The organism is Thermosipho sp. (in: thermotogales), assembly GCF_020054775.1.
GTDB classification, from domain to species: domain Bacteria; phylum Thermotogota; class Thermotogae; order Thermotogales; family Fervidobacteriaceae; genus Thermosipho; species Thermosipho africanus.
Map to the genome: position 1 here is coordinate 52,825 of NZ_JAIHAP010000003.1, position 20,973 is coordinate 73,797.

The 20,973-nt window shown below is 31.1% G+C and carries 24 protein-coding genes and 1 pseudogene; 10 read left to right on the forward strand and 15 right to left on the reverse strand.

The window, feature by feature from the left end:
• Nucleotides 1-16: 16 nt before the first annotated feature.
• The 10 genes from JG780_RS01425 to JG780_RS01470 are packed head-to-tail and all read right to left on the reverse strand — an operon-like array spanning nucleotide 17 to nucleotide 7,179.
• Entirely contained in the window at nucleotides 17-1,795 is a 1,779-nt protein-coding gene (locus JG780_RS01425) for a TIGR03960 family B12-binding radical SAM protein (RefSeq protein WP_287569000.1), read from the reverse strand.
• 13 nt (nucleotides 1,796-1,808) lie between these two features.
• Nucleotides 1,809-2,843 (reverse strand): THUMP domain-containing class I SAM-dependent RNA methyltransferase, encoded by a 1,035-nt coding sequence (locus JG780_RS01430; RefSeq protein WP_287569001.1) that lies wholly within the window; start codon nucleotides 2,841-2,843, stop codon nucleotides 1,809-1,811.
• On the reverse strand, nucleotides 2,840-3,157 hold the full coding sequence (locus tag JG780_RS01435; protein ID WP_287569002.1) for a DUF190 domain-containing protein: 318 nt from the start codon (nucleotides 3,155-3,157) through the stop codon (nucleotides 2,840-2,842). The genes JG780_RS01430 and JG780_RS01435 overlap by 4 nt, the downstream gene beginning before the upstream one ends.
• Nucleotides 3,154-3,531 (reverse strand): fluoride efflux transporter CrcB, encoded by a 378-nt coding sequence (crcB, locus tag JG780_RS01440; protein ID WP_287569003.1) that lies wholly within the window; start codon nucleotides 3,529-3,531, stop codon nucleotides 3,154-3,156. Before crcB ends, JG780_RS01435 begins: the two co-directional genes overlap by 4 nt.
• Nucleotides 3,532-3,544: 13 nt before the next feature.
• On the reverse strand, nucleotides 3,545-4,030 hold the full coding sequence (locus tag JG780_RS01445; protein ID WP_004104158.1) for a hypothetical protein: 486 nt from the start codon (nucleotides 4,028-4,030) through the stop codon (nucleotides 3,545-3,547).
• Nucleotides 4,027-4,605 carry an RdgB/HAM1 family non-canonical purine NTP pyrophosphatase gene (gene rdgB, locus JG780_RS01450; RefSeq protein WP_287569004.1) on the reverse strand — a complete coding sequence of 193 codons (579 nt, stop codon included), beginning with the start codon at nucleotides 4,603-4,605 and terminating at the stop codon, nucleotides 4,027-4,029. The genes JG780_RS01445 and rdgB overlap by 4 nt, the downstream gene beginning before the upstream one ends.
• Nucleotides 4,606-4,614: 9 nt before the next feature.
• Nucleotides 4,615-5,073: a 23S rRNA (pseudouridine(1915)-N(3))-methyltransferase RlmH gene (locus tag JG780_RS01455; RefSeq protein WP_287569005.1), complete on the reverse strand. Its 459-nt coding sequence runs from the start codon at nucleotides 5,071-5,073 to the stop codon at nucleotides 4,615-4,617.
• Nucleotides 5,070-5,600, reverse strand: a complete 531-nt coding sequence (locus JG780_RS01460; RefSeq protein ID WP_004104166.1) for a DUF501 domain-containing protein — start codon at nucleotides 5,598-5,600, stop codon at nucleotides 5,070-5,072. The genes JG780_RS01455 and JG780_RS01460 overlap by 4 nt, the downstream gene beginning before the upstream one ends.
• Nucleotides 5,573-6,346: a 50S ribosomal protein L11 methyltransferase gene (locus JG780_RS01465; protein ID WP_287569017.1), complete on the reverse strand. Its 774-nt coding sequence runs from the start codon at nucleotides 6,344-6,346 to the stop codon at nucleotides 5,573-5,575. Before JG780_RS01465 ends, JG780_RS01460 begins: the two co-directional genes overlap by 28 nt.
• Nucleotides 6,347-6,357: 11 nt before the next feature.
• Nucleotides 6,358-7,179 (reverse strand): peptidoglycan DD-metalloendopeptidase family protein, encoded by an 822-nt coding sequence (locus JG780_RS01470; RefSeq protein WP_287569006.1) that lies wholly within the window; start codon nucleotides 7,177-7,179, stop codon nucleotides 6,358-6,360.
• Between the two features lie 249 nt (nucleotides 7,180-7,428).
• Here JG780_RS01470 and kal point away from each other — a divergent pair, with 249 nt between their 5' ends.
• Genes kal through JG780_RS01520 form a run of 10 tightly spaced genes read left to right on the forward strand, consistent with a single transcriptional unit; the run spans nucleotide 7,429 to nucleotide 16,255 of the window.
• Complete coding sequence (gene kal, locus JG780_RS01475; protein WP_012579568.1) at nucleotides 7,429-7,812, forward strand: 3-aminobutyryl-CoA ammonia lyase; 384 nt, start codon at nucleotides 7,429-7,431, stop codon at nucleotides 7,810-7,812.
• A gap of 4 nt (nucleotides 7,813-7,816) precedes the next feature.
• The gene (gene kce / locus JG780_RS01480; protein WP_004104173.1) at nucleotides 7,817-8,635 is read left to right on the forward strand and encodes a 3-keto-5-aminohexanoate cleavage enzyme; all 819 of its coding nucleotides are present in this window, start codon (nucleotides 7,817-7,819) and stop codon (nucleotides 8,633-8,635) included.
• 4 nt (nucleotides 8,636-8,639) lie between these two features.
• Nucleotides 8,640-9,677 carry an L-erythro-3,5-diaminohexanoate dehydrogenase gene (gene kdd, locus JG780_RS01485; protein WP_012579569.1) on the forward strand — a complete coding sequence of 346 codons (1,038 nt, stop codon included), beginning with the start codon at nucleotides 8,640-8,642 and terminating at the stop codon, nucleotides 9,675-9,677.
• 12 nt (nucleotides 9,678-9,689) lie between these two features.
• On the forward strand, nucleotides 9,690-10,961 hold the full coding sequence (gene kamA / locus JG780_RS01490) for a lysine 2,3-aminomutase (protein ID WP_004104175.1): 1,272 nt from the start codon (nucleotides 9,690-9,692) through the stop codon (nucleotides 10,959-10,961).
• Entirely contained in the window at nucleotides 10,958-11,368 is a 411-nt protein-coding gene (locus tag JG780_RS01495) for a MaoC family dehydratase (protein WP_012579570.1), read from the forward strand. The genes kamA and JG780_RS01495 overlap by 4 nt, the downstream gene beginning before the upstream one ends.
• A complete protein-coding gene (gene kamB / locus JG780_RS01500; RefSeq protein ID WP_287569007.1) occupies nucleotides 11,365-12,336 on the forward strand; it encodes a lysine 5,6-aminomutase reactivase subunit KamB in 972 nt (323 codons plus the stop codon). The genes JG780_RS01495 and kamB overlap by 4 nt, the downstream gene beginning before the upstream one ends.
• Nucleotides 12,333-13,694, forward strand: coding sequence for a lysine 5,6-aminomutase reactivase ATPase KamC (kamC, locus tag JG780_RS01505; RefSeq protein WP_004104184.1), 1,362 nt, complete (start codon nucleotides 12,333-12,335; stop codon nucleotides 13,692-13,694). Before kamB ends, kamC begins: the two co-directional genes overlap by 4 nt.
• Entirely contained in the window at nucleotides 13,672-15,228 is a 1,557-nt protein-coding gene (gene kamD, locus JG780_RS01510) for a lysine 5,6-aminomutase subunit alpha (protein WP_287569008.1), read from the forward strand. The genes kamC and kamD overlap by 23 nt, the downstream gene beginning before the upstream one ends.
• Nucleotides 15,229-15,230: 2 nt before the next feature.
• The gene (gene kamE, locus JG780_RS01515; RefSeq protein WP_287569009.1) at nucleotides 15,231-16,016 is read left to right on the forward strand and encodes a lysine 5,6-aminomutase subunit beta; all 786 of its coding nucleotides are present in this window, start codon (nucleotides 15,231-15,233) and stop codon (nucleotides 16,014-16,016) included.
• The gene (locus JG780_RS01520) at nucleotides 16,013-16,255 is read left to right on the forward strand and encodes a hypothetical protein (RefSeq protein ID WP_287569010.1); all 243 of its coding nucleotides are present in this window, start codon (nucleotides 16,013-16,015) and stop codon (nucleotides 16,253-16,255) included. The genes kamE and JG780_RS01520 overlap by 4 nt, the downstream gene beginning before the upstream one ends.
• Before the next feature lie 79 nt (nucleotides 16,256-16,334).
• Here JG780_RS01520 and JG780_RS01525 read toward each other — a convergent pair whose 3' ends face one another.
• The 5 genes and pseudogenes from JG780_RS01525 to JG780_RS01545 form a co-directional block, all read right to left on the reverse strand.
• The gene (locus JG780_RS01525) at nucleotides 16,335-17,516 is read right to left on the reverse strand and encodes an ABC transporter permease (protein WP_114702237.1); all 1,182 of its coding nucleotides are present in this window, start codon (nucleotides 17,514-17,516) and stop codon (nucleotides 16,335-16,337) included.
• Complete coding sequence (locus tag JG780_RS01530) at nucleotides 17,513-18,196, reverse strand: ABC transporter ATP-binding protein (protein ID WP_287569011.1); 684 nt, start codon at nucleotides 18,194-18,196, stop codon at nucleotides 17,513-17,515. Before JG780_RS01530 ends, JG780_RS01525 begins: the two co-directional genes overlap by 4 nt.
• A gap of 16 nt (nucleotides 18,197-18,212) precedes the next feature.
• On the reverse strand, nucleotides 18,213-19,232 hold the full coding sequence (locus JG780_RS01535; RefSeq protein ID WP_287569012.1) for an efflux RND transporter periplasmic adaptor subunit: 1,020 nt from the start codon (nucleotides 19,230-19,232) through the stop codon (nucleotides 18,213-18,215).
• The gene (locus tag JG780_RS01540) at nucleotides 19,229-20,563 is read right to left on the reverse strand and encodes a TolC family protein (RefSeq protein ID WP_287569013.1); all 1,335 of its coding nucleotides are present in this window, start codon (nucleotides 20,561-20,563) and stop codon (nucleotides 19,229-19,231) included. Before JG780_RS01540 ends, JG780_RS01535 begins: the two co-directional genes overlap by 4 nt.
• A 2-nt stretch (nucleotides 20,564-20,565) precedes the next feature.
• Nucleotides 20,566-20,973: pseudogene (locus JG780_RS01545) on the reverse strand (TolC family protein); the annotation flags it as partial.

The window sequence follows — 20,973 nt, forward strand, 5'->3', positions numbered from 1 at the left end:
TATACCTTCTATCAAATCAAACCTTCAGGTTATTTTCCACCTTCAAAATTTGACACACACCACAAATACTACAATCACCAAATCTACAATCTTTAGTTATATCTCCATTTAAATATTTATTATATTCTTTCCACAAAAACTGCTTTGTTACTCCACAATCTATGTGCTCCCAGGCAAATTCATCCTTCAAAGTAAATGGTCCTATGTATTCTTTAAAGTCTACCTTTGCTTCTTTGAATGCTTCCATCCAATCTTCAAAACTAAAAAACTCAGTCCACTCATCATAATAAGATTTTTTATACTTTATCTTTATAACTTCAAACAATTTTCTATCACCACGTGATAATAATCCTTCAATAAAACTTTTTTTACCGTCATTAATATCAATCTTAGCATATTTTCTATATTTTCTCAAAATAGAAAAGACATGTTCAGTGTATTCTGGAAGTTGCAATTTTGCAAATTGCATTGGTGTATGTGGTTTTGGAACTAAAAGATTTACTGAAGCAGTAATATCCCTATATTTTAATTTCTTAATTTCTATCAACAACCTTCCTATATCTTCAATATCACTATCTTTTTCTCCATCAAAACCTACCATAAAATACAATTTTATTCTATTCCAACCTGCCTCTTTTGCTTTTTTAGCACTGTTATAAATTTCTTCAAAATTTATATTTTTATTAATCTTATCTCTCATTATTTGAGAACCTGCTTCTGGTGCAAGAGTTATTCCACGTTTTCTAACAGAAGCAATCTTCGACATAATCTCAATATTTAATGCATCAACACGTGTTGATGGAATAGATATAGAAATTTTATTTTCAATTGAATATGAAATAATTTTATCAACAATTTGATTTATTGCCGTATAATCCATTGCAGAGAGAGACAAAAAAGATAATTCTTCATATCCAGTTTCTTTCAACATTTTTTTCGCGTTTTCAACAATATTCTCAACACTTCTTTGTCTAACGGGTCTATAAACATACCCAGCATGGCAAAATCTACAACCTCTTGTACAACCTCTACTAATTTCAATAACTGCTCTATCATGAATACTCTGAACATTTGGCAGTATTTGCTTTATAGGAACTATTGCTTTATCCAAATCTTCAATAATACTCTTTTTTATTTTTTTTGGAACGTTTCCAATTGGGACAATTTTTCTTCCAATTTGTTTGTAAAAAATCGGGACATAAACTCCTTGTATCTTTGCTACCTCTTCTAATCTTTTTATCCTGTCTTCTCCTTTTGTATAATATAAAAGTTCGAATAACTCTTTTAAATTTTTCTCCCCATCACCAATAAATACAATATCAAATGCTTTAGAAATAGGCTCAATATTGTAAGCAACAGGCCCACCTGCAACAACTATTGGATCATCTTTTTTTCTATATTCGGTTTCAATTGAAATCTTGGCTAATTCTAAAAGTTTTAAAACATTAGTAAATGCAAGTTCATACTCTAAAGAAACACCAAGTACATCCATTTCTTTTACCGGAGTTTTAGTCTCCAATGTAAAAAGTGGTATATCTTTTTCCTGCATCAAGTTAATCATATCAACCCAAGGTAAAAACACTCTTTCAGCATAAAAATTTGGAAGTTGGTTTAAATAATGGTATAAAACCTCTAGTCCATAATGAGACATTCCAACTTCATACACATCGGGAAACGAAAGTGCAATTCTAAACTTTCCATTTGGATCCTTTTTTACAATATTGTATTCATCACCAATGTATCTTGCAGGCTTTTGAACCTTTAAAAGATTATTATGCAAAAATTGATTTATCATATTTTCCTCCTCTTCAATAAAACATATAAAGCCATACCCAAATACCACTATTTTGAAATCTGATTTTTTTCCTTGCCTTTTTTTGAACAAGCCTTTCAAAGTTTGAATCTGGGGAGAGTATATAAATTTTTGAATCAACAAAAATATCCCAAAGTTTTGAAAAATTAATATCATTCTTTAATCTTTCACCATATGGAGGGTTAGTTACAACCCAACAATTTTCAAATTTTTTTAAATTATTAAAATCTATATTCTCAAATATTATCCCGTTTATATTTGCCCTTTTTTCATTTTCCCTTGCAACTTTTAGTACTTCTTTATCAATATCAAATCCAAATAAATTATCCACATTAACTTTGTACTTTTTCCTCTCAGGCCAATAATCTTTTAAAATACTCCATTTTTCAGATACAAAATGTCTCAAAAAAGATGGAGGAATATTTTCCTTATAAAGTGCTGCTTCAATTAAAATTGTTCCACTCCCACAAAATGGATCAATCAAAGTAGATTTTTTATCCCATCTTGAAAGAAGAACTAAAGCAGCAGCTATAGTTTCTCTTAATGGAGCCTTTGAAGTCTTTAGCCTATATCCTCTTTTACTTAATGCATCTTTTCCTGTAGTATCAAGCAAAACTTGTAGAATATCGTTTTTAATAATTAGCCTGATTGGATAAATATTATTAGTTTTTCTTGAAATTTTTTTACTAATTGCTGCATAGCTTACTGAAATAATAGCACCTTTTGCAGATAGTTTAGAATTTCTTACAGAGACATCAGAGATTAAAACTTTTCCATCAACAAATTCTTCCCAATTTACCGAATAAATTACATTATAAAGTTCATCAAAGGTTTCAACTCTATCTTGTGCTAAAACAATATATACCCTCTCAGCAGTTCTAAGAAACATATTAAGTCTTGGAATGTCTTTTAAATCCCCTTCAATGTATATTCTTCCTGATTGTGAATCCACAATTTTATAACCCAAATTTTTTAATTCTAGAGCCGTTGCACCTTCAAGACCTGCAGTGCAAGTTATCATTAATTTCATTTTTTTGACTCCATATAATGAGCTACCACAGGAATTTCAACTATAAGACCATCAAAATTTAATTCTTTTAACTTTTCAACAAACATATTTATCTTTTCAGCTTCATCAACTATATCAATAACCACAGGTAAATCTTCTGAAATACTAAAAAAATCACTTCTGTGAATATGCCTCTTCTTCCCAAACCCCATTATACCCTTCAATATAGTAACACCTTTCATCCCTTCTTTATAAGCAAGTTTCATTATATACTCAGCAGTTGGAATCCCTTTTTCAAAATCTTTTTCTCCAAGGTAAACTCTAAGTAACTTCATAATATTCTCCCCCTACCCAAAAACATACCCAATATAGCTGCAAAAAATCCTAAAAAGATATTTGCAATAAAATACACAGTTGCCCTCAATGGTTGAGTCAAAAAAATTGATAAAAATTCATATGCAAAAGTTGAAAATGTTGTAAATGCTCCAAGAAAACCTGTTCCAAAAAATAGTATAAAGGATTGTGATATATCTGTTTTTGAAATACTTAAAAACATCAGAAAAGAAAGTAAAAAAGAACCAACTACATTTACAAAAATTGTCCCCCAAGGGACAAAACTAAATGAAAAAGATGAATTAATAAACTTTGAAATCACATACCTTGAAACAGCACCTAAAGCTCCACCAAACGCAACATACAAGATCTTCACTTACTTCAACTCCTTATATTTCCACTCTTTTACTTTCTTTAAATTCCTTTTCCCACAAAACATGCGACATACTGTCATCAACTATTCCAATATTCGGCAACGTTTTTATATAGTTTGTTTTATCTTTGTAAATAAACAAAGATAAAATTGTCTTACCTGAAATATCACTTGCCACAATAGTCTGAGCTTTTCTAAGCAAAAATTTACTGGTATAGTTTGTTTTATCAAAAGCTATAAAAAGTTCAACATCTTTTAAGTAATTTTCAGCAACCGATATAGAACTTCCAACCAATATGCCAGCTTTGAAAAACCCAAAGTCTATTATCTTTTCTGAATTATTCAAAATAGTATCTACGAACTTAAAATGATCGTAAATAAATACAGCCTGTCCATTATAAAAGAGAGTATATGGAATTTGCAAATTTTCAAAATCATTAGTCACCCATATGTCTGGTTCAAATTCCTCCACTAAAAAACTATTTGAAAGAAGGATTCTCAAATCTCTCCCACCTTTTTCAATAATTCAAATAACTTTCTAAAAGCTCTACTCCTATGGCTTATTTGTCTTTTTACACTTTCGCCAAGTTCCCCAAAAGTTTTATCATAACCTTCAGGTATAAAGAATGGATCATATCCAAATCCAAACTCACCTCTTATATTTTCGGAAATCGTGCCGCTTACAACTCCTTGCGCGGAAATTAAAACTCCACTATTTGGATTAAAATATGTTGCAACACAAACAAAACTTGCACTTTTATCATCAAAATTTTGCAATCGTCTTAAAAGTTCTTTCATCTTTTCTTCATAGCTGTAGCCTTCCATAAATCTAGCACTTTCAACCCCAGGCATTCCACCTAGAGCATTTATAACAAGTCCTGAATCATCACAAATTACAGGGTTATTTAACTCCATTCCATAATAGTAAGCTTTTTTCACAGAATTTTCAAAAAAAGATTTTCCATCTTCTTCAACATCAACTTTTTTTGGTGATTTTAATAGTTCCAAATTAAAATCACTCAAAATATCCATAATTTCGTGAACTTTGTGTTCATTTGTTGTTGCCACATAAATCACATTCTCACCTCAATAATGATATTTTTCATTATTTATAATTTTAAACGCTCTAAAAAGTTGTTCTAAAAGTATAACAAGTGTAAATTCATGAGTAAAAGTCATTTTAGACAAAGAAATTTTTAAACTTGCTTTTTTTCTTAATTCATCGTCTATACCAAGTGGTCCTCCTATAACAAACAAAAGCTCTCCCGATAACATCTCATTTTCAACGAATTTTGAAAATGAAATACTATCCATCTGTTTTCCATGAAGATCTATTAAAATAAACCTTCTGTTTTTAACCTTATTTAAAATTTCATCTTTTTCTCGCCTTAAAATTACCTGCTTTGATTCTCTATTAACATCTCCACCAAGCTTTGTAAACGTAACAGTTAAATTTGCAAAACGCTTTAATTTTTTTAAATAAAAATCAAAAACGTTTTGCAAATGACTTGAAAGCTTTCCAGGAACTATTATTTCTATATTCATTCTAAAAACCTCTTACAATATGAATCATCACATTCAAGTGATTTTAATAAGCTTGCCACCTTTTCTCCTATTGGATTTTCAATTCCTGCAAGAAAGTCTGCAAGATGAAGATGTAAACATTTTATTTTAGTAAAATCTTTTATACCACCACTTCCAACACTTTTTAAAACATTTCTCCACTGCTCATATTTTTTCAAATCATCTCTTTCAAAAAATTTATCCCGTTCTTCTATGACTTTCATGTGAGCATTTACTAATTTTTCTTTAAGTTCTTTATCAGCTTCTACCTCATCTTGAAATTTTTTTATGTAGCCCTTTTCCTCAAGACGAGATACTTCCTTTATAAGATACGGGCAAACTAGGTAATTCAATGTGGGAAATGGTTTTTCATCTTTTATTGGAAGACTTTTAATAACTTGGGGAAAACCATATGAACAAAATTTTGCAACTTTACAAAAATTTGTTGCATTAATTGACAACTGTTTTTCAACTATTTTTCTTACATCTTTATTACTAAAGCATTCCATTCATTGCTCCTCCAATGTTCAACTATGTTGTAATTTTTAAAAAGTGGTAGTTTGGAATCAATAATTCCAGATAAAATCACTATACCATCTTCTTTAAGAAATTTTGGTAGATCTTTTAACGCTTCAATTAATATTTCTGCAATTATATTTGAAACGATCAAGTCAAAGTTTCCATCAACGTTCGAAAATAAATCCGATTGTCTTATTTCAACATCAACATTATTTCTTTCAACATTTTCTTTTGCTGCTTCAACAGCTAAAGGATCATTATCCACTCCAAGAACTCTACCAGCACCAAGTTTTTTAGCTAAAATACTTAATATAGCACTACCACACCCTAAATCCAAAACATCCATGCCAGTCCTTAAATACTTCTTTAAAAACTTTGCACTAAGCTTTGTCGTATCGTGAAGTCCCGTTCCAAATGCAAGACCTGGGGTAATTCTAATAACTATCTCCCCATCCACATTGTTATGATCTGGATCAACATAAACTCCTTCAATGAATTCAAAAGGCTTTGTAATTAAATTTTTCACCCAATCTTCAGAAGTTGTTGTCCTATTTTCAACAAATTCTAAGTTAAATGGCAGAAAAATTTTTTCTTGTTTTTCTTCAAAAACCAAAACCAAAAAAGTACCTTCTTTTGTTTCATAAAAATAATAATTTTTTATATTATTCTCAAAAAAGTACTCTTCAATTTTTTCAATCTGATCTTGAGAAATTTTGTAAACAAATTCGTTAAACACTTTATTCAAATCTACTCACCACCCAAATATAACCCTTGATCTTTGAGAACATACATTCTACCATAAGATGGCAAAAACACAACAGGATTCGTATGTTTTCCATTTATTCTTACTTCAAAATGCAAGTGAGGGCCAGTACTAATTCCTGTTGACCCCACTCTTCCAAGAAGTTCTCCTTTACTTACAGTTTGCCCTTTATAAACACTAACCTTAGACATATGACCATAAACTATCTCATAGTTTCCATATTTTACAATTACTGCCAATCCATATCCTCCATACTCACCTGCATGAGTTACTACACCGTTTGTGGCAGAAAAAATTGGACTTCCTTCTGGAGCTGCTATATCAAGACCTGTATGAAAAGTTCTTTTTTGATATATAGGGTGAATACGCGAGCCATATGTTGAAGAAATTTTTCCATATACAGGCCAAATAAAACTTTTATCATATACGTTAAACGCTACACCAACATAATCTATTGGTATAAATAATTTCTGCCCAACATAAATAAAACTACTAAGTAGATTGTTAGCCTTTTTGATTGCATCAACTGTTGTAAAAAATCGGAGTGAAATATCGTACAGTGTATCTCCTTGTTTTACTTCATAAATTATTCCATTTGGCTGTGGAATCTTTATTGATTGTCCCACCTTAAGATGATAAGGATCAATATCATTCCAATCAAGTATAACTGAAGGTGAAACATTAAATTCCTTGGAAATTAAATAAAGGGTGTCTCCAGGTTGAATATAGTAATTTAAAATATAATAATTTGCAAATAAACTTGCAGCTATCAAAAAAAAGAATATTGCTAAAACTTTTTTATTCACCTTATACACTCCTTTCACCATTTACAAAATTTATTTTATCATATACTCCACAAAAAATACAAATTGATAAAAGTCAGAATAAAATAGTATTAGTTAAAAAAAGCACATTCGAAAAAATGCGCAAAAAAACAGTTGAATAAGTTATTTAATATTAATCATTTTTAATAAATATTAACAACTTTTGCCAAAAATATAAATTATTGTTAATATACAAGTTAGAACTAAACGCTAAAAAGAAGGGGGATATACATGACTGCAACTATTAGAGTAAGAATGAGCACGGCAGATGCCCACTACGGTGGAAATCTTGTCGATGGTGCAAAAATATTGCAACTTTTTGGCGATGTGGCAACTGAATTACTCATTAGGCATGACGGAGATGAAGGTCTTTTTAGAGCGTACGATAATATCGAATTTTTAGCACCTGTGTATGCTGGTGACTTTATTGAGGTTACAGGAGAAATAGTTGAGGTAGGAAGAACCTCAAGGAAAATGGTCTTTGTTGCAAAAAAGGTCATAACTGCAAGACCAGATATCAATGACAGTGCAGCAGACGTTTTAGAGGAACCTATAATCGTATGTAAAGCAAGTGGTACATGCGTTGTACCATTAGAAAAACAAAGGAAAAGGTGAGAGCATGGAAAAACTCATAATTACAGTTGCCGTTACCGGTGCAGAAGTTACCAGAGAAAAGCAACCCAATTTACCGATCACTCCAGATGAAATAGCCGATGCGGTATATGAATGCTATCTTGCCGGTGCATCAATTGCCCATGTTCACGCAAGATTAGATGATGGAACTCCAACCCAATCGTATGAAGTATACAAAGAAATAAAAGAAAAAATTGAAAAAAAGTGTGATATTATTTTCCAACCTTCTACAGGTGGTGCAACTTGGCATACTTTTGAAGAAAGAATGCAGCCATTACTTACCAACCCAGAAATGGCAACTTTGAGTGCTGGAACATGCAACTTTGGAAACGATGTCTTTTTAAATCCAATGGAATATATCGAAAAATTTGCTATTGAAATGAAAAAAAGAAATATAAAGCCTGAAATTGAAGTATTTGAAAGAGGAATGATTGAAACTGCAATTAAACTTGTTGATAAGGGACTTTTAAATCCTCCTTTGCATTTTGATTTTGTAATGGGTGTTCCCGGCGCAATTCCAGGAACTATTGAAGATCTTGTCTATCTCGTATCCAAAATACCACCTGGTTCTACATGGAGCGTTGCTGGAATAGGTAGATATGAATTACCACTTGCAGTACATGCAATTTTAATGGGCGGTCATGTAAGAGTTGGCTTTGAAGATAATATCTATTACAAAAAAGGCGAACTTGCAAAGTCAAATGCCCAATTAGTAGAAAGAATTGTAAGAATCGCAAAAGAATTGGGAAGGGAAATAGCAACACCAGATGAGGCAAGAAAAATACTAGGAATAAGAAAGGAGTGAAACTATGATAAATAAAAGAGGATGCCCATATGGAACTCACAGAGTGATAGAACCAAAAGGTACTTTACCACAGGCAGCAAAAAAAATTGATAATACAATGGAAATATATACAAACGAAATATTAATTGATGTAAAAACATTGAATGTCGACTCTGCAAGTTTTACACAAATAAAGGAATCCTGTAACAAAGACATTGATTGTATGAAAAAAACAATCCTTTCCATAGTAAACGAGAGAGGAAAGCTGCAAAATCCTGTAACAGGCAGTGGGGGAATGCTAATCGGAGTAGTAGAAGAAATAGGAAGTGATTTAAAAACAGATCTCAAAGTTGGTGATAAAATAGCTACACTAGTTTCTCTCTCTCTAACTCCTCTTAAAATCGACGAAATACTAAATATTAAGATCGATGCTGATCAGGTTGACATAAAAGGAAAAGCAATTTTATTTGAAACAGGCATATACGCAAAACTTCCAGATGATATTCCAGAAAAGCTTGCACTTGCGGTATTAGATGTTGCTGGAGCACCCGCTCAAGTAAATAAACTGGTTAAAAAAGGTATGACTGTAGCTATAATCGGTGCTGGCGGTAAATCAGGATTATTGTGCTGCTATCAAGCAATGAAAAATGTTGGTAGTAGTGGCAGGGTAATAGCAATTGAATATTCCCAAGAAAACGCTGAAAAAGTTAGAAAACTAAACCTAGCTCATGATGTAATTGTTGCAGATGCAACAAAACCTGTAGAAGTTTACAACGAATTTTTAAAAGTTACAGGTGGACAACTTGCAGATGTAACCATAAACAATGTAAATGTTCCAACAACTGAAATGTCATCGATACTTATAACAAAAGATGAAGGAATTATCTATTTCTTTAGTATGGCCACATCATTTACAAGAGCTGCACTTGGTGCAGAAGGCGTTGGAAAAGATGTAACTATGATTATAGGAAATGGATACACAAAAGGACACGCAGAGTTGAGCTTGAACATCTTGAGAGAGTCAAAAGAAATAAGAAAACTCTTTGAAGAAAAATATTGTTAAGGGGGAAGCTGCATGAGAAATTACAAAGAAATTCCACTTTGGAAAAACGTTAGCGAAGAAGAATGGAATGATTGGAAATGGCAAATAAGAAACAGGATCACCGATGTTGACACATTAAAACAAGTAATTAACTTAACACCTGAAGAAGAAAATGGAATAAGAAATAGTTTGAAAACACTTAGGATGGCAATAACCCCATATTATGCATCATTAATGGACCCAGACAATCCAAAATGTCCTATTAGAAGACAAGCAGTTCCAACGATAAAAGAGCTCGAAGTAAAACCGTGGGATATGGTAGATCCTTTGCATGAAGATGAAGATTCGCCTGTTCCAGGACTTACCCACAGATACCCTGATAGAGTTTTGCTCCTTGTAACTGATATGTGTGCAATGTACTGTAGACACTGCACAAGAAGAAGATTTGCTGGTCAACACGACAGAGCAAGAACAAAACAAGAAATAGATGCAGCAATTGAATACATAAGAGAAACACCGCAGGTTAGGGATGTTCTACTCTCTGGTGGGGATGCATTACTTGCTGGAATTGATATGCTCGAATATATTTTAAAGGAACTAAGGAAAATAAAGCATGTTGAAATTATTAGAATTGGCTCAAGAGCTCCTGTTGTGATTCCACAAATAGTAACAAAAGAATTAACTGATATGCTAAAAAAATATCACCCAATATGGCTCAATACCCATTTTAACCATCCAAAAGAAATTACACCTGAAAGCTCCAGAGCATGTGAAATGCTAGCAGATGCTGGTATTCCACTTGGAAATCAATCTGTTTTACTACGCGGTGTAAACGATAGTCCATATATCATGATGGAACTTGTACACCAACTTGTAAAAATAAGAGTAAGACCGTATTATCTATACCAGTGTGATCTTTCACAGGGAATTTCACATTTTAGAACATCCATTGGAACGGGTCTTAGAATAATTGAAAGTTTAATAGGACACACCTCTGGTTTTTGTGTTCCTACATACGTTGTTGATGCTCCCGCAGGTGGAGGAAAAATTCGTCTTATGCCAGAATACCTTATTTCTTACTCTGATAAAACTGCAATCCTTAGAAACTATGAAGGGGTTATCGTAGCATATCATGAACCTGAAGACACTGAAAGTGACGTCGATGACAGTGAATACAGAGAAAAATACAAATTGAGCGGTATTGCTTCATTATACGATAGCAAAAAAATCTCAATGGAGCCAGCTCACCTTGAAAGACATGAAAGAATTAGAAAATGGAAAGAAAAAAGAGGTGAAAAAAAGTGAAATATTCCGATTTAAAAGTCGGTGATACATACGAAAAATCTCAGGTTGTTGAAGATCAACATGTTGTAAGTTTTGCTCAAATAACGGGAGATAAAAATCCTGTACATCTTGATGAAGAATACGCAAAAAATTCAGTTTTTGGTGGTAGAATTGCTCATGGAATTTTACTTCTTGGATATATATCTGCAGTTCTTGGAATGGAATTTCCAGGTCCTGGAACAATTTACATGTCTCAAAATGCTAAATTTTTAAAACCAGTCTATATTGGTGAAAAAATAAAGATAGTAATTAAAATTGTAGAAAAAGATGATAATAAAAAGAGAGCAAAGCTTTCAACAAATATATACAAAGAATCTGGAGAACTTGCAGTAGAAGGGGAGGCTATGGTGTCATTGAAATTTCTATGATTAAAACATTTGAAAAACACAAAGTTATAGCAATTGTTGGGCTTGAAAAAAATACAGGAAAAACGGAAACATTTAATTTTTTACTTAAAAACCTTAATAAAAGATACACCTTGGGAATTACCTCAATTGGGATTGATGGCGAAGAAAAGGATCAGGTAACATTTACTAAAAAGCCTAATATTTTTGTAGAAAAAAATATAATCTTTGCCACAACAGAAAAATATTTTAAAATGAAAGATTTTTCAGCAGAAATTCTTTATGTTTCTGATAGAAGAACATCTACTGGAAGAATAATAATAGCCCGTGCAAGAGAAAGAGGGAAAATAATTCTTGCCGGGCCTACTACAATTGATTGGTTAAATGAAATTAACAACAAATTATTTAATTTTGGTGCAAAAAAGATACTAATAGATGGTGCACTTTCTAGAATAAGCAGTTCTTCAATCAGTGATGCTGTAGTTCTTGCAACAGGTGCAGCAATTAGCCTTGATGTAGAAAAGATCGCATCAAAAACCATAGATCTAATCTACAAAATTAATCTTCCAAAATACAAACTTTATAACCTAAACAATATAAACCTTGAAAAGGGAATTTACTTAAAAGATCTTAAATTACTGGGTGAAAGTACCTTAAATTTTGAAGATTTTGATAAATTAAAAGAGGTAAAAGAAATAATAATCATAGGTGCATTAACAGATAGCTTTGTTAAAAAACTTATAGACAAAAATATAATATTAGACATAATTGTCAAAGATTTTTCAAAAATTTTTGCAAAATCTTCTACACTCAAGCTCTTTAAAAAACTTGGAGGGAACATATTTGTATTAAACAAACCAAATCTATGCCTTATTACTATCAATCCAACTTCACCATATGGATATCAAATAAATGAGGGACTTTTAATTGAAAAAATTTCAAAAGAAATTGATATTCCAGTGGTAAATATCAGAAAGGTTGATAACATATGAATACAGGTTTTGAATACATAAGAAAACAATTAGATTTTTCATCACCACTTGGTAAAAAAGCATTTGAAAATATAAAAATAATGAATAACAAAGAAGAAATTAAAAAAAATCTTCAAGCAATTGAAGTTTTTAATAATATTGAAGAAAAAAACATTGAAAAAATCAAACAAATTCTTTCACACATTCAAGATATAGAAGAAACAATTAAAAAGTTAAGTTTTGAATGCACTCTAGATGAAATTGAGCTTTTCCAAATAAAAGTTTTTTCAATATTTTCACAGGACTTGTTAAAATTACTTAATACTTTAGAAATTTACAATATTTTCAATTTGGAAAATATTGAAGAAGTTATAGAAATACTTGATCCACGCGGTGAAAGACTTCCTACATTTTATATATACGAAGAATACGATAAAAATCTAAAAGAGATAAGAAAAATAAAAGAAAGTGAAAATGATGAAAGCAAATTACTTGAAATCCTTTCAAGAGAAAAAGAAATTGAAAGAGAAATTTGTGAAAAACTATCTAAAAAACTACATAAATTTTCAAATAAGCTCCTTAAGAATTTTCGAATAATTTCATTTCTTGATCTGTCTATTTCTAAGTACGAGTTATCAAAAAAGTTAAATTTAAAAATGCCACAGATTAACAGTTCTTTTGAAATAATATATGAAAAATTATTCAACCCTGAGGTTGAAAATTTATTAAATGAGCGAGGAAAAAAATTCCAAAAAATTGATATTACTTTGAATCCAGGAACTCAGATAATAACAGGAGCAAATATGGGGGGTAAAACTGTACTTTTAAGAACGATTGCACTATCACAAATGATGTTTCAGATGGGGTTCTATGTTCCAGCCGAATTTTCTAAACTTCCAATTTTTGATGAAATTTTCTTTGTTTCTGGAGATTTTCAAAATATAAAGCTTGGACTTTCTTCTTTTGCAGCCGAAATGGAAATAATAAACAATATATATAATGAAATAAAGAGTGGTAAAAAGATACTTATCCTTTTAGACGAACCTGCAAGGACAACAAATCCAACTGAAGGTAGTGCTATTGTAAAAACCATATCAAACCTTTTCAACAGAGGAAATGTTATCTGTGTAATTTCAACGCATTTTGACAATGTTATTGACAAAGAAATGAGGCATTTAAGGGTCAAAGGACTAAAAGATGTTGAAAAAATAGATCCAAGCAAAGATATTCAAGACTATTTCGATTATTCAGTTGAAGAAGTTCAGCTTTATAACCCACCAAAAGAAGCATTAAAGATACTTAAAATTTTAAAAATAGATAATGATATAGTTTCTAAAGTCGAGGAGGTATTAACTGATGAAAAGCAAATTAGGTCTTGATTTTAAAAAAGTTGAATATGCAAGAAAACTTTCTAAAAAGATAGCTGACGGAGTAAAAGAATTTGTTGAGCCGCGTTCTACAACATCAATCGAAAGAACAATATGCAGATTCTTGGGAATTGATGGAGTAAATGCCGAAGGCGTGCCTCTTCCAAATGTTGTTGTTGATCATCTAAAAGAAAATGGATTAATTGAAATGGGAGCGGCATATTGTATTGGCAACGCAATTATCGAAACAGGACTTTCACCTCAACAAATTGCTGAAGAAATTGCTGAAAAAAAATTGAATATAGGAAAATTAAAAATGAATTCTTTAGATAAAGTTCTTGATACACTAGAGCCTTATGTACACCAGACCATAAACAAGATAAAAGAAAACAAAGAAACGCGTGAAAGAATGATAAGGGAAATTGGCGAAGGAAAACAACCATATCTTTACGTTATAGTTGCAACAGGAAATATATACGAAGATGTTGTTCAAGCTCAAGCAGCTGCAAGACAAGGAGCAGATATTATAGCTGTAATACGTTCTACAGCACAAAGCTTGCTTGATTATGTTCCATATGGTCCAACAACTGAAGGATTCGGTGGAACTTATGCAACCCAAGAAAACTTTAGAATAATGAGAAAAGCTCTTGATGAGGTTTCATACGAAGTTAAAAGGTATATACGCCAGGTTAATTATGCTTCTGGACTCTGTATGCCAGAAATAGCTGCAATGGGTGCACTTGAAAGATTGGATATGATGCTAAATGATGCACTGTATGGAATACTCTTTAGAGATATTAATATGCAAAGAACAATAATAGATCAACACTTTTCAAGAGTTATCAACGGCTTTGCAGGAATAATAATAAACACAGGAGAAGACAATTATCTTACAACTGCTGACGCATATGAAGAGGCACACACTGTACTTGCCTCACAATTTATAAATGAACAACTTGCATTAATGGCAGGAATTCCTGAAGAGCAAATGGGGCTGGGTCACGCATTTGAAATGAATCCGGATATAGAAAACGGATTTTTATATGAACTTGCACAAGCTCAAATGGCTAGAGAAATATTCCCAAAAGCTCCACTAAAGTACATGCCTCCAACAAAATACATGACTGGAAATATTTTCAAAGGAATCGTTCAAGATGCTATGTTCAACGTTGTATCTATATGGACCAAGCAAGGAATTCAACTTCTTGGTATGCTAACAGAAGCTATTCACACTCCATTTATGTCAGATAGGTACCTTGCCATTGAAACTGCAAAATACATATTCAACAATATGAGAAATATTGGTGATGAAATTTACTTTAAAGAAGACGGAATAATTCAAAAAAGAGCAAAACAAGTACTTGACGAAGCAATAGAACTATTGGAAAAAATTGCTGAAGATGGTTTGTTTAAAGCTCTAAGCAAAGGTGTATTTGCAAACGTAAAAAGACCAATTGACGGTGGAAAAGGACTCGATGGCGTCTTCTTAAAAGGAAAAAATTACATTAACCCATTTATCGAAAAAATGTTAGAAGGAAGGTGCTAAAAATGAGTGGATACAATCTTGAAAAGAAAAATATAGATAAAACTCTTAATCTAAAAGCAGTCAAACCATATGGAGATACAATGAACGATGGAAAAGTACAAGTTAGCTTTACTTTGCCAGTTCCATATGGAGATGAAGCAGTAGAGGCAGCAAAAATACTAATGAAAAAAATGGGGCTTGAAAATCCACAAGTTGTGTTTTCAAAAGAGCTTACAAAAGGTTTTACATTCTTTATAGGTTACGGAGACTGTATTCACACAGTCGATTATGAAAGCATACATGTTCCAAAAGTTCAAGTTGATGAAATGACAATGTATGAAATCGATCAATTTATAAAAGAAAAAATTGGAAGGAAAATAGTAGTTGTAGGTGCAACAATTGGCACTGATGCACACACGGTTGGCCTTGATGCAATTTTAAACATGAAAGGATTTGCAGGACACTACGGACTAGAAAGATACGAAATGTTCGAAGTTTACAATATGGGAAGTCAGGTTCCTGTTGAAGAATTTGTTAAAAAAGCTATTGAAGTAAAAGCCGATGCTTTACTTGTTTCACAAACGGTTACACAAAAAAATATCCACATAAAACATTTAACGGAATTAGTAGAGCTACTTGAAGCAGAAGGAATACGCGATAACGTTATATTAGTAGTAGGTGGTCCAAGAATTACCCACGAACTTGCAAAAGAACTTGGATATGATGCGGGCTTTGGCCCAAATACATTTGCAGAACATGTTGGAGCTTTTGTTGCAAAAGAACTTTATAGAAGAATGCAAGCAAAATGAAAAGGTTAGTTTTAATATTTACAATTTTAATTGCTATTTCTTGCTTTTCAGATGACAAATTACTTCATATGAATGTATCGAGCGTCTTAGAATCTATTTTCTCATCCTTTTCAGATAAAAGTGAAGTTATTACTTTTTCAATAGGGATTGCAAAAGAAGTGTACGATCTATTATCTAAAAATGGCGTATGCGATTTTTTACGATATACTTGCAGATATATATGGTATAATGCTATATAAAATGCATAAATTTAAAGGCTATAAATTTTCAATAGTTATTGCACTTGAATTTTAAGCCCTATGGAAATTCCATAGGGCTTTATTCATACCTTAATGCATCAACAGGATTAAGCTTTGAAGCTTTAATTGCAGGATAAATTCCAAAAAATAATCCAATAAGGCCTGATATAACAAATGATAGAATAATTTGATCAACTCTAAAGTGTGGAGTAACATTTATAAATTTACCTATAAAGTTTGAAAAGACCATTCCCATAATTACTCCAATTATTCCAGCACTAACTGTTAAAATGGATGATTCAATTAAAAATTGAAGCATAATATTTGAATTTGTTGCACCTATTGCCTTTTTTATTCCTATCTCACGTGTTCTTTCAGTAACTGACACCAACATAATATTCATTATTCCTATACCACCGACAAGAAGTGAAATCCCTGCTATAGCTCCAAGAACTAAATTAAGCATTCCTGTAACTTGATTTATAGTATCAAGTATTTCATCCTGACTTAAAATTTTATAAGAATCCTCATCTTTTAACCTTGAAAATAAAAATATTTCTAGTTCATCTTTTGCTTGCTCTACCACTTCGCTATTTTTTGCCTTAGCAAAAAATTGATTTACAGTATCTAATTTTAATAACCTTTGCTCAACCGTTGTAAATGGTATGAATACTACATTGTCTACATTTAAAAATAATTTTGATCCTGTTTCTTCAAGAACTCCAACAACTTTTAACGGCAAAAACCTATTATTAATATATAGCTTTATTTCTTTTCCTAAAGGATCTTCTTCTCCAAATAATTCTTCAGCCACATAACTTCCTATTACAGCAACCTTTAAACCACCTTCAAAGTCAAGCGCATTAATTAGTCTTCCACTTTCTACCTTGAGGCCAAATATATTTATAAAATCTGGATTTGTAGCATAAAATTGTGTTGAAATAGTATTTTCAGCATATTTGAAATTACCATTCGATGAAAAGCTTGGAGTAATGTCGGTAAGATACATCGCTTGCCTTTTCATTTCTTCAATATCATCCAAAGTAAGTTTTCCATATTTTGTCCTCTTTGCCATTACAAAAAAAACATTTGATCCTATTGATTCAATTTCACTTTTTACTGAGTAAGTTGCACCATTTCCAAGTGAAAGTACTATTATTACTGCCATTACTCCAATCACTATTCCAAGCATAGAAAGAAAAGATCTCATTTTATTGTACATCAAACTTCTTATAGCCTCTTTAAACATCTCGTAAATCATAGATATCTCTCCTCTTGGATCTTTCCATCTCTTAGAAAAATTACATGATTTCCCAAGAGTTCCAACTCAGGGTCATGAGTTACAATTACAACGGTCATACCATCTTTATTTAAACGCTTAAATATCTCTAAAATATCTTCTCCACTCTTTGAATCCAAATTACCAGTTGGTTCATCTGCCAAAATATAACTTGGCTCATTTGCAAGTGCCCTTGCAATAGCAACTCTTTGCATTTGTCCTCCTGATAGTTGTGTTGGTTTGTGATTAATTCTATCACCAAGTCCAACTAACTCCAGCAATTCTTTCGCCCTCTTACGCCTCTTTTTCAAAGGAACTCCTTTATACATCATCGGAAGTTCTACATTTTCAAGTGCTGTAAGTCTTGGAAGCAAATTAAATTGTTGAAAGACAAAGCCTATCTTTTCACCTCTAATTTTTGCAAGTAATTTATCGTTTAGCTTACTTACATCAACACCATCTATATAAACATTTCCACTAGTTGGTTTATCAAGACATCCCATAATGTGTAAAGTAGTTGATTTCCCGGATCCTGAAGGCCCCATAATGATAACGAATTCTCCTTTTTTTATTTTAAACGATATTCCATCCAAAGCTTTGACATCCACATCACCCATTTTATAGATTTTTTTAACCTGATTCATTTCAAAGACTATTTCCATATACTCACCTCTTTCTTTATTTACCAGGTCTTACAAGTGGAGGTGGTGCAGCATTCCCAGCTTTACTTAAATTCTTACTTAAAGATTTATTTTGAATTAGTACAACATCCCCTTCATTTAATCCTGATACAACTTCTACAAAATCTTCAGTAATTGCACCAATTTTAATTTCTCTAAGCTCACTAATGGGATTATTATTTTCATCTTCTCCAGTTTTTACTTGAACATACCTTTTTCCATTTTTTACTATCACTGCGTTTGTTGGAACTTTTAAGACATCTTTCTTGTTAATCGTTAAAATTTCACCTTCACATGATGCTCCTATAAAAATATTTTCAGGAAATTTTACCTTATTAATATCAGCTCTTATTGTTGCTGTTGTCACATTTGCAGATGAGATATTAGCAATTTGCTTATAGGTAACCTCTCCTTGCAATATTTCAGAATTTCCTTCAACTTCAATACTTATTTTTTGACCTACCTGTACCTTTGAATAATCAATAATATCAATAGTTCCTTCAAATTCAAAATTATACCTATCTAAAATTACGCATAAAGCTTGATTTTGATTTACCAGGTCCCCAACTTTTTTTGAAAAATTTACAATATATCCAGATATTGGCGCCTTTATAACAGTATTTACAAAATCATCGTATGCCTTTTCACATTGAAGTCTCTTTAATTCTTCCTCGAGTGTTCCATTTCCTTTTACCATTTCATATGAGAGTTTTGCATTTAAATAAGAAATCTTATAATCTTCATCATCAATCTTTAAAATTGGATCTCCTTTTTCAACAAAATCACCCTCATTTACGTAAACTTCTACAACTTTTCCTGAAACCTCCGGATAAATCGTCATATAATTTTTTGGTATGATTTTTCCAGTTGCACTTACCGATTCTACCAAGTCTGATTTTTTAACTGTATATTCTATACTTTTTACAAGCGCTACATTATCCTTATTAGAGTTTAAACCACATGAAGAGATTAATAAAATCAAAATCATTAAAGAAAGAATAAAAGCTTTCTTTTTCACTCTAGCACCTCCTCAATAAGAGACAAAAGATCGTATCCTAAAAAGCTATAGATATTTAGCTTTTTAATAAAGATAGAAAATTCTACATTTTCAAGATTATATTCTTCTATCAAATATTCATATTCTGATATCTTATATTCATTTTCAGTTACTAACCCCTTTTCAAACTTTTCTTTAACTTTTTCCAAGTTAATTTCTTTTATCTTTTTCTCAATTAATGCTATTTCATAATCATTATTAGAGTTTTCAAGTTCGTAAAAAAATTGTTCATATTGGTTTTCTAACATATCGATCTTTTCTTGGAGATTTTTTGATGCTATTTCATAGTCAATTAAAATATTTTCTTTTTCAAGCTTTTTATTTCCGAATAAATCTAATGTAAAGCTCAAATAGACTTTAGGCTTAAATTCTTTATCACTGCTACCTTCTTTGTAGTCATAGTCAATGGAAAAACCCAAGTTTATATTTGGTACATAAAGTTGATATAATCTTTCTTTTTTCAATTCATTTAGCTGTTTTTGAACCTTTAAGGCTTTTAAATCTAACCTTTTTCCAAAATCTTTCTGTGGTAAGTTAACTTCAAAAATACTTAATGGAAAGCCAGAATATTTTTCATATTCACTTTTTTTACTTTCATAGCTTTTTAAATTTTTTTGCAACATAAGCAAAGATTTTTTCTCATTAAGATACTCTATCTGAGAGATAATACCCTTTGAGTATTTTTCTTCAACTTTTTTAAACTCTTCTTTCTTTAATTGATACAATTTAGAGTAGATTTCATACATTTTGGAATAGTAAAGGCTATAATACGCATTATTTAGGTATTCTATAACCTTTTGATTTTTTACATTGAGTAAATTCCATTTTGCATTTAAAAGAGAAATTTTCTCTTCTAAATCCTCTTCATCACTATTATCAAACAAATTTTTGCTAATTGAAATACCATATGAATCTTTGAATTCATCATTAACAAATCTAAAGTTGCCACTTAGATTAATATCAAAATTAAAAACATTAAAATCTATTTCAACAGGAAATGTTAGAACATCTTTATTAGCTGAAAAATTTGCACTCACACTAAAATCATCGGAAAAACTGAAAGTCACTGGCACACTTAACTGATAACTATCAAAGTCGTATTCAAATGAAACCTTATTAAAATTTGTACCAAAACTTAAGCTATATCCTTTCTCATAAGATAAATTGATGTAATTTTTTAATGCTTGAAGATATTCTGGAGAATTTTCAACGTAATTTCTTATCTCCTCTTGCATATTTGAAAAAATAAGGCTTGAAAAGACAAAAATAAATATTAATATTATTTTCTTCAATTTTAATCACCCCAATTTATAACCAATGCTTCTTTTAAAATATCTTCGATACTCCTTTCAGAATATTTTGAAATATCTATTAATTTAGTAATATAATTCATCTTTTTATTTTCAATTTGAAGCAAAGCGTTAAGATAAGAAATTTGTGCTTGATTGTATTGAGACTTTTCAACTAATCCCTTTTCATATCTTACTTTAGTATAATTCAAATTTTCTTCTTGATATTTTCTATTTGCCTCTAAAACTTCAAGTTCCTTTTTAATAAGTTCGAGTTCATCATTAAAAGATGAAATACTTTTTTCAATACTTTCTTTTAAATCTTCAAGGTTAATTTTTGAAATTTGCAGGTCAATTTCTTTTTGCCTTTTTTCAGATTCTGAGAGATAATCTTTTTCAACCATATATTCATC

Excerpts from the sequence above, each read along its gene's own strand:
- JG780_RS01530 (WP_287569011.1), bottom strand. The coding sequence starts at position 18,196 with ATGGAAATAGTCTTTGAAATGAATCAGGTTAAAAAAATCTATAAAATG.
- JG780_RS01520 (WP_287569010.1), top strand. The coding sequence starts at position 16,013 with ATGAAAAGGTTAGTTTTAATATTTACAATTTTAATTGCTATTTCTTGC.
- kamE (WP_287569009.1), top strand. The coding sequence starts at position 15,231 with ATGAGTGGATACAATCTTGAAAAGAAAAATATAGATAAAACTCTTAAT.
- kamB (WP_287569007.1), top strand. The coding sequence starts at position 11,365 with ATGATTAAAACATTTGAAAAACACAAAGTTATAGCAATTGTTGGGCTT.
- kamA (WP_004104175.1), top strand. The coding sequence starts at position 9,690 with ATGAGAAATTACAAAGAAATTCCACTTTGGAAAAACGTTAGCGAAGAA.
- JG780_RS01525 (WP_114702237.1), bottom strand. The coding sequence starts at position 17,516 with ATGATTTACGAGATGTTTAAAGAGGCTATAAGAAGTTTGATGTACAAT.
- kamD (WP_287569008.1), top strand. The coding sequence starts at position 13,672 with ATGAAAAGCAAATTAGGTCTTGATTTTAAAAAAGTTGAATATGCAAGA.
- JG780_RS01455 (WP_287569005.1), bottom strand. The coding sequence starts at position 5,073 with ATGAATATAGAAATAATAGTTCCTGGAAAGCTTTCAAGTCATTTGCAA.
- JG780_RS01435 (WP_287569002.1), bottom strand. The coding sequence starts at position 3,157 with ATGAAGTTACTTAGAGTTTACCTTGGAGAAAAAGATTTTGAAAAAGGG.
- kal (WP_012579568.1), top strand. The coding sequence starts at position 7,429 with ATGACTGCAACTATTAGAGTAAGAATGAGCACGGCAGATGCCCACTAC.
- kamC (WP_004104184.1), top strand. The coding sequence starts at position 12,333 with ATGAATACAGGTTTTGAATACATAAGAAAACAATTAGATTTTTCATCA.
- JG780_RS01430 (WP_287569001.1), bottom strand. The coding sequence starts at position 2,843 with ATGAAATTAATGATAACTTGCACTGCAGGTCTTGAAGGTGCAACGGCT.
- JG780_RS01425 (WP_287569000.1), bottom strand. The coding sequence starts at position 1,795 with ATGATAAATCAATTTTTGCATAATAATCTTTTAAAGGTTCAAAAGCCT.
- kdd (WP_012579569.1), top strand. The coding sequence starts at position 8,640 with ATGATAAATAAAAGAGGATGCCCATATGGAACTCACAGAGTGATAGAA.
- JG780_RS01460 (WP_004104166.1), bottom strand. The coding sequence starts at position 5,600 with ATGGAATGCTTTAGTAATAAAGATGTAAGAAAAATAGTTGAAAAACAG.
- kce (WP_004104173.1), top strand. The coding sequence starts at position 7,817 with ATGGAAAAACTCATAATTACAGTTGCCGTTACCGGTGCAGAAGTTACC.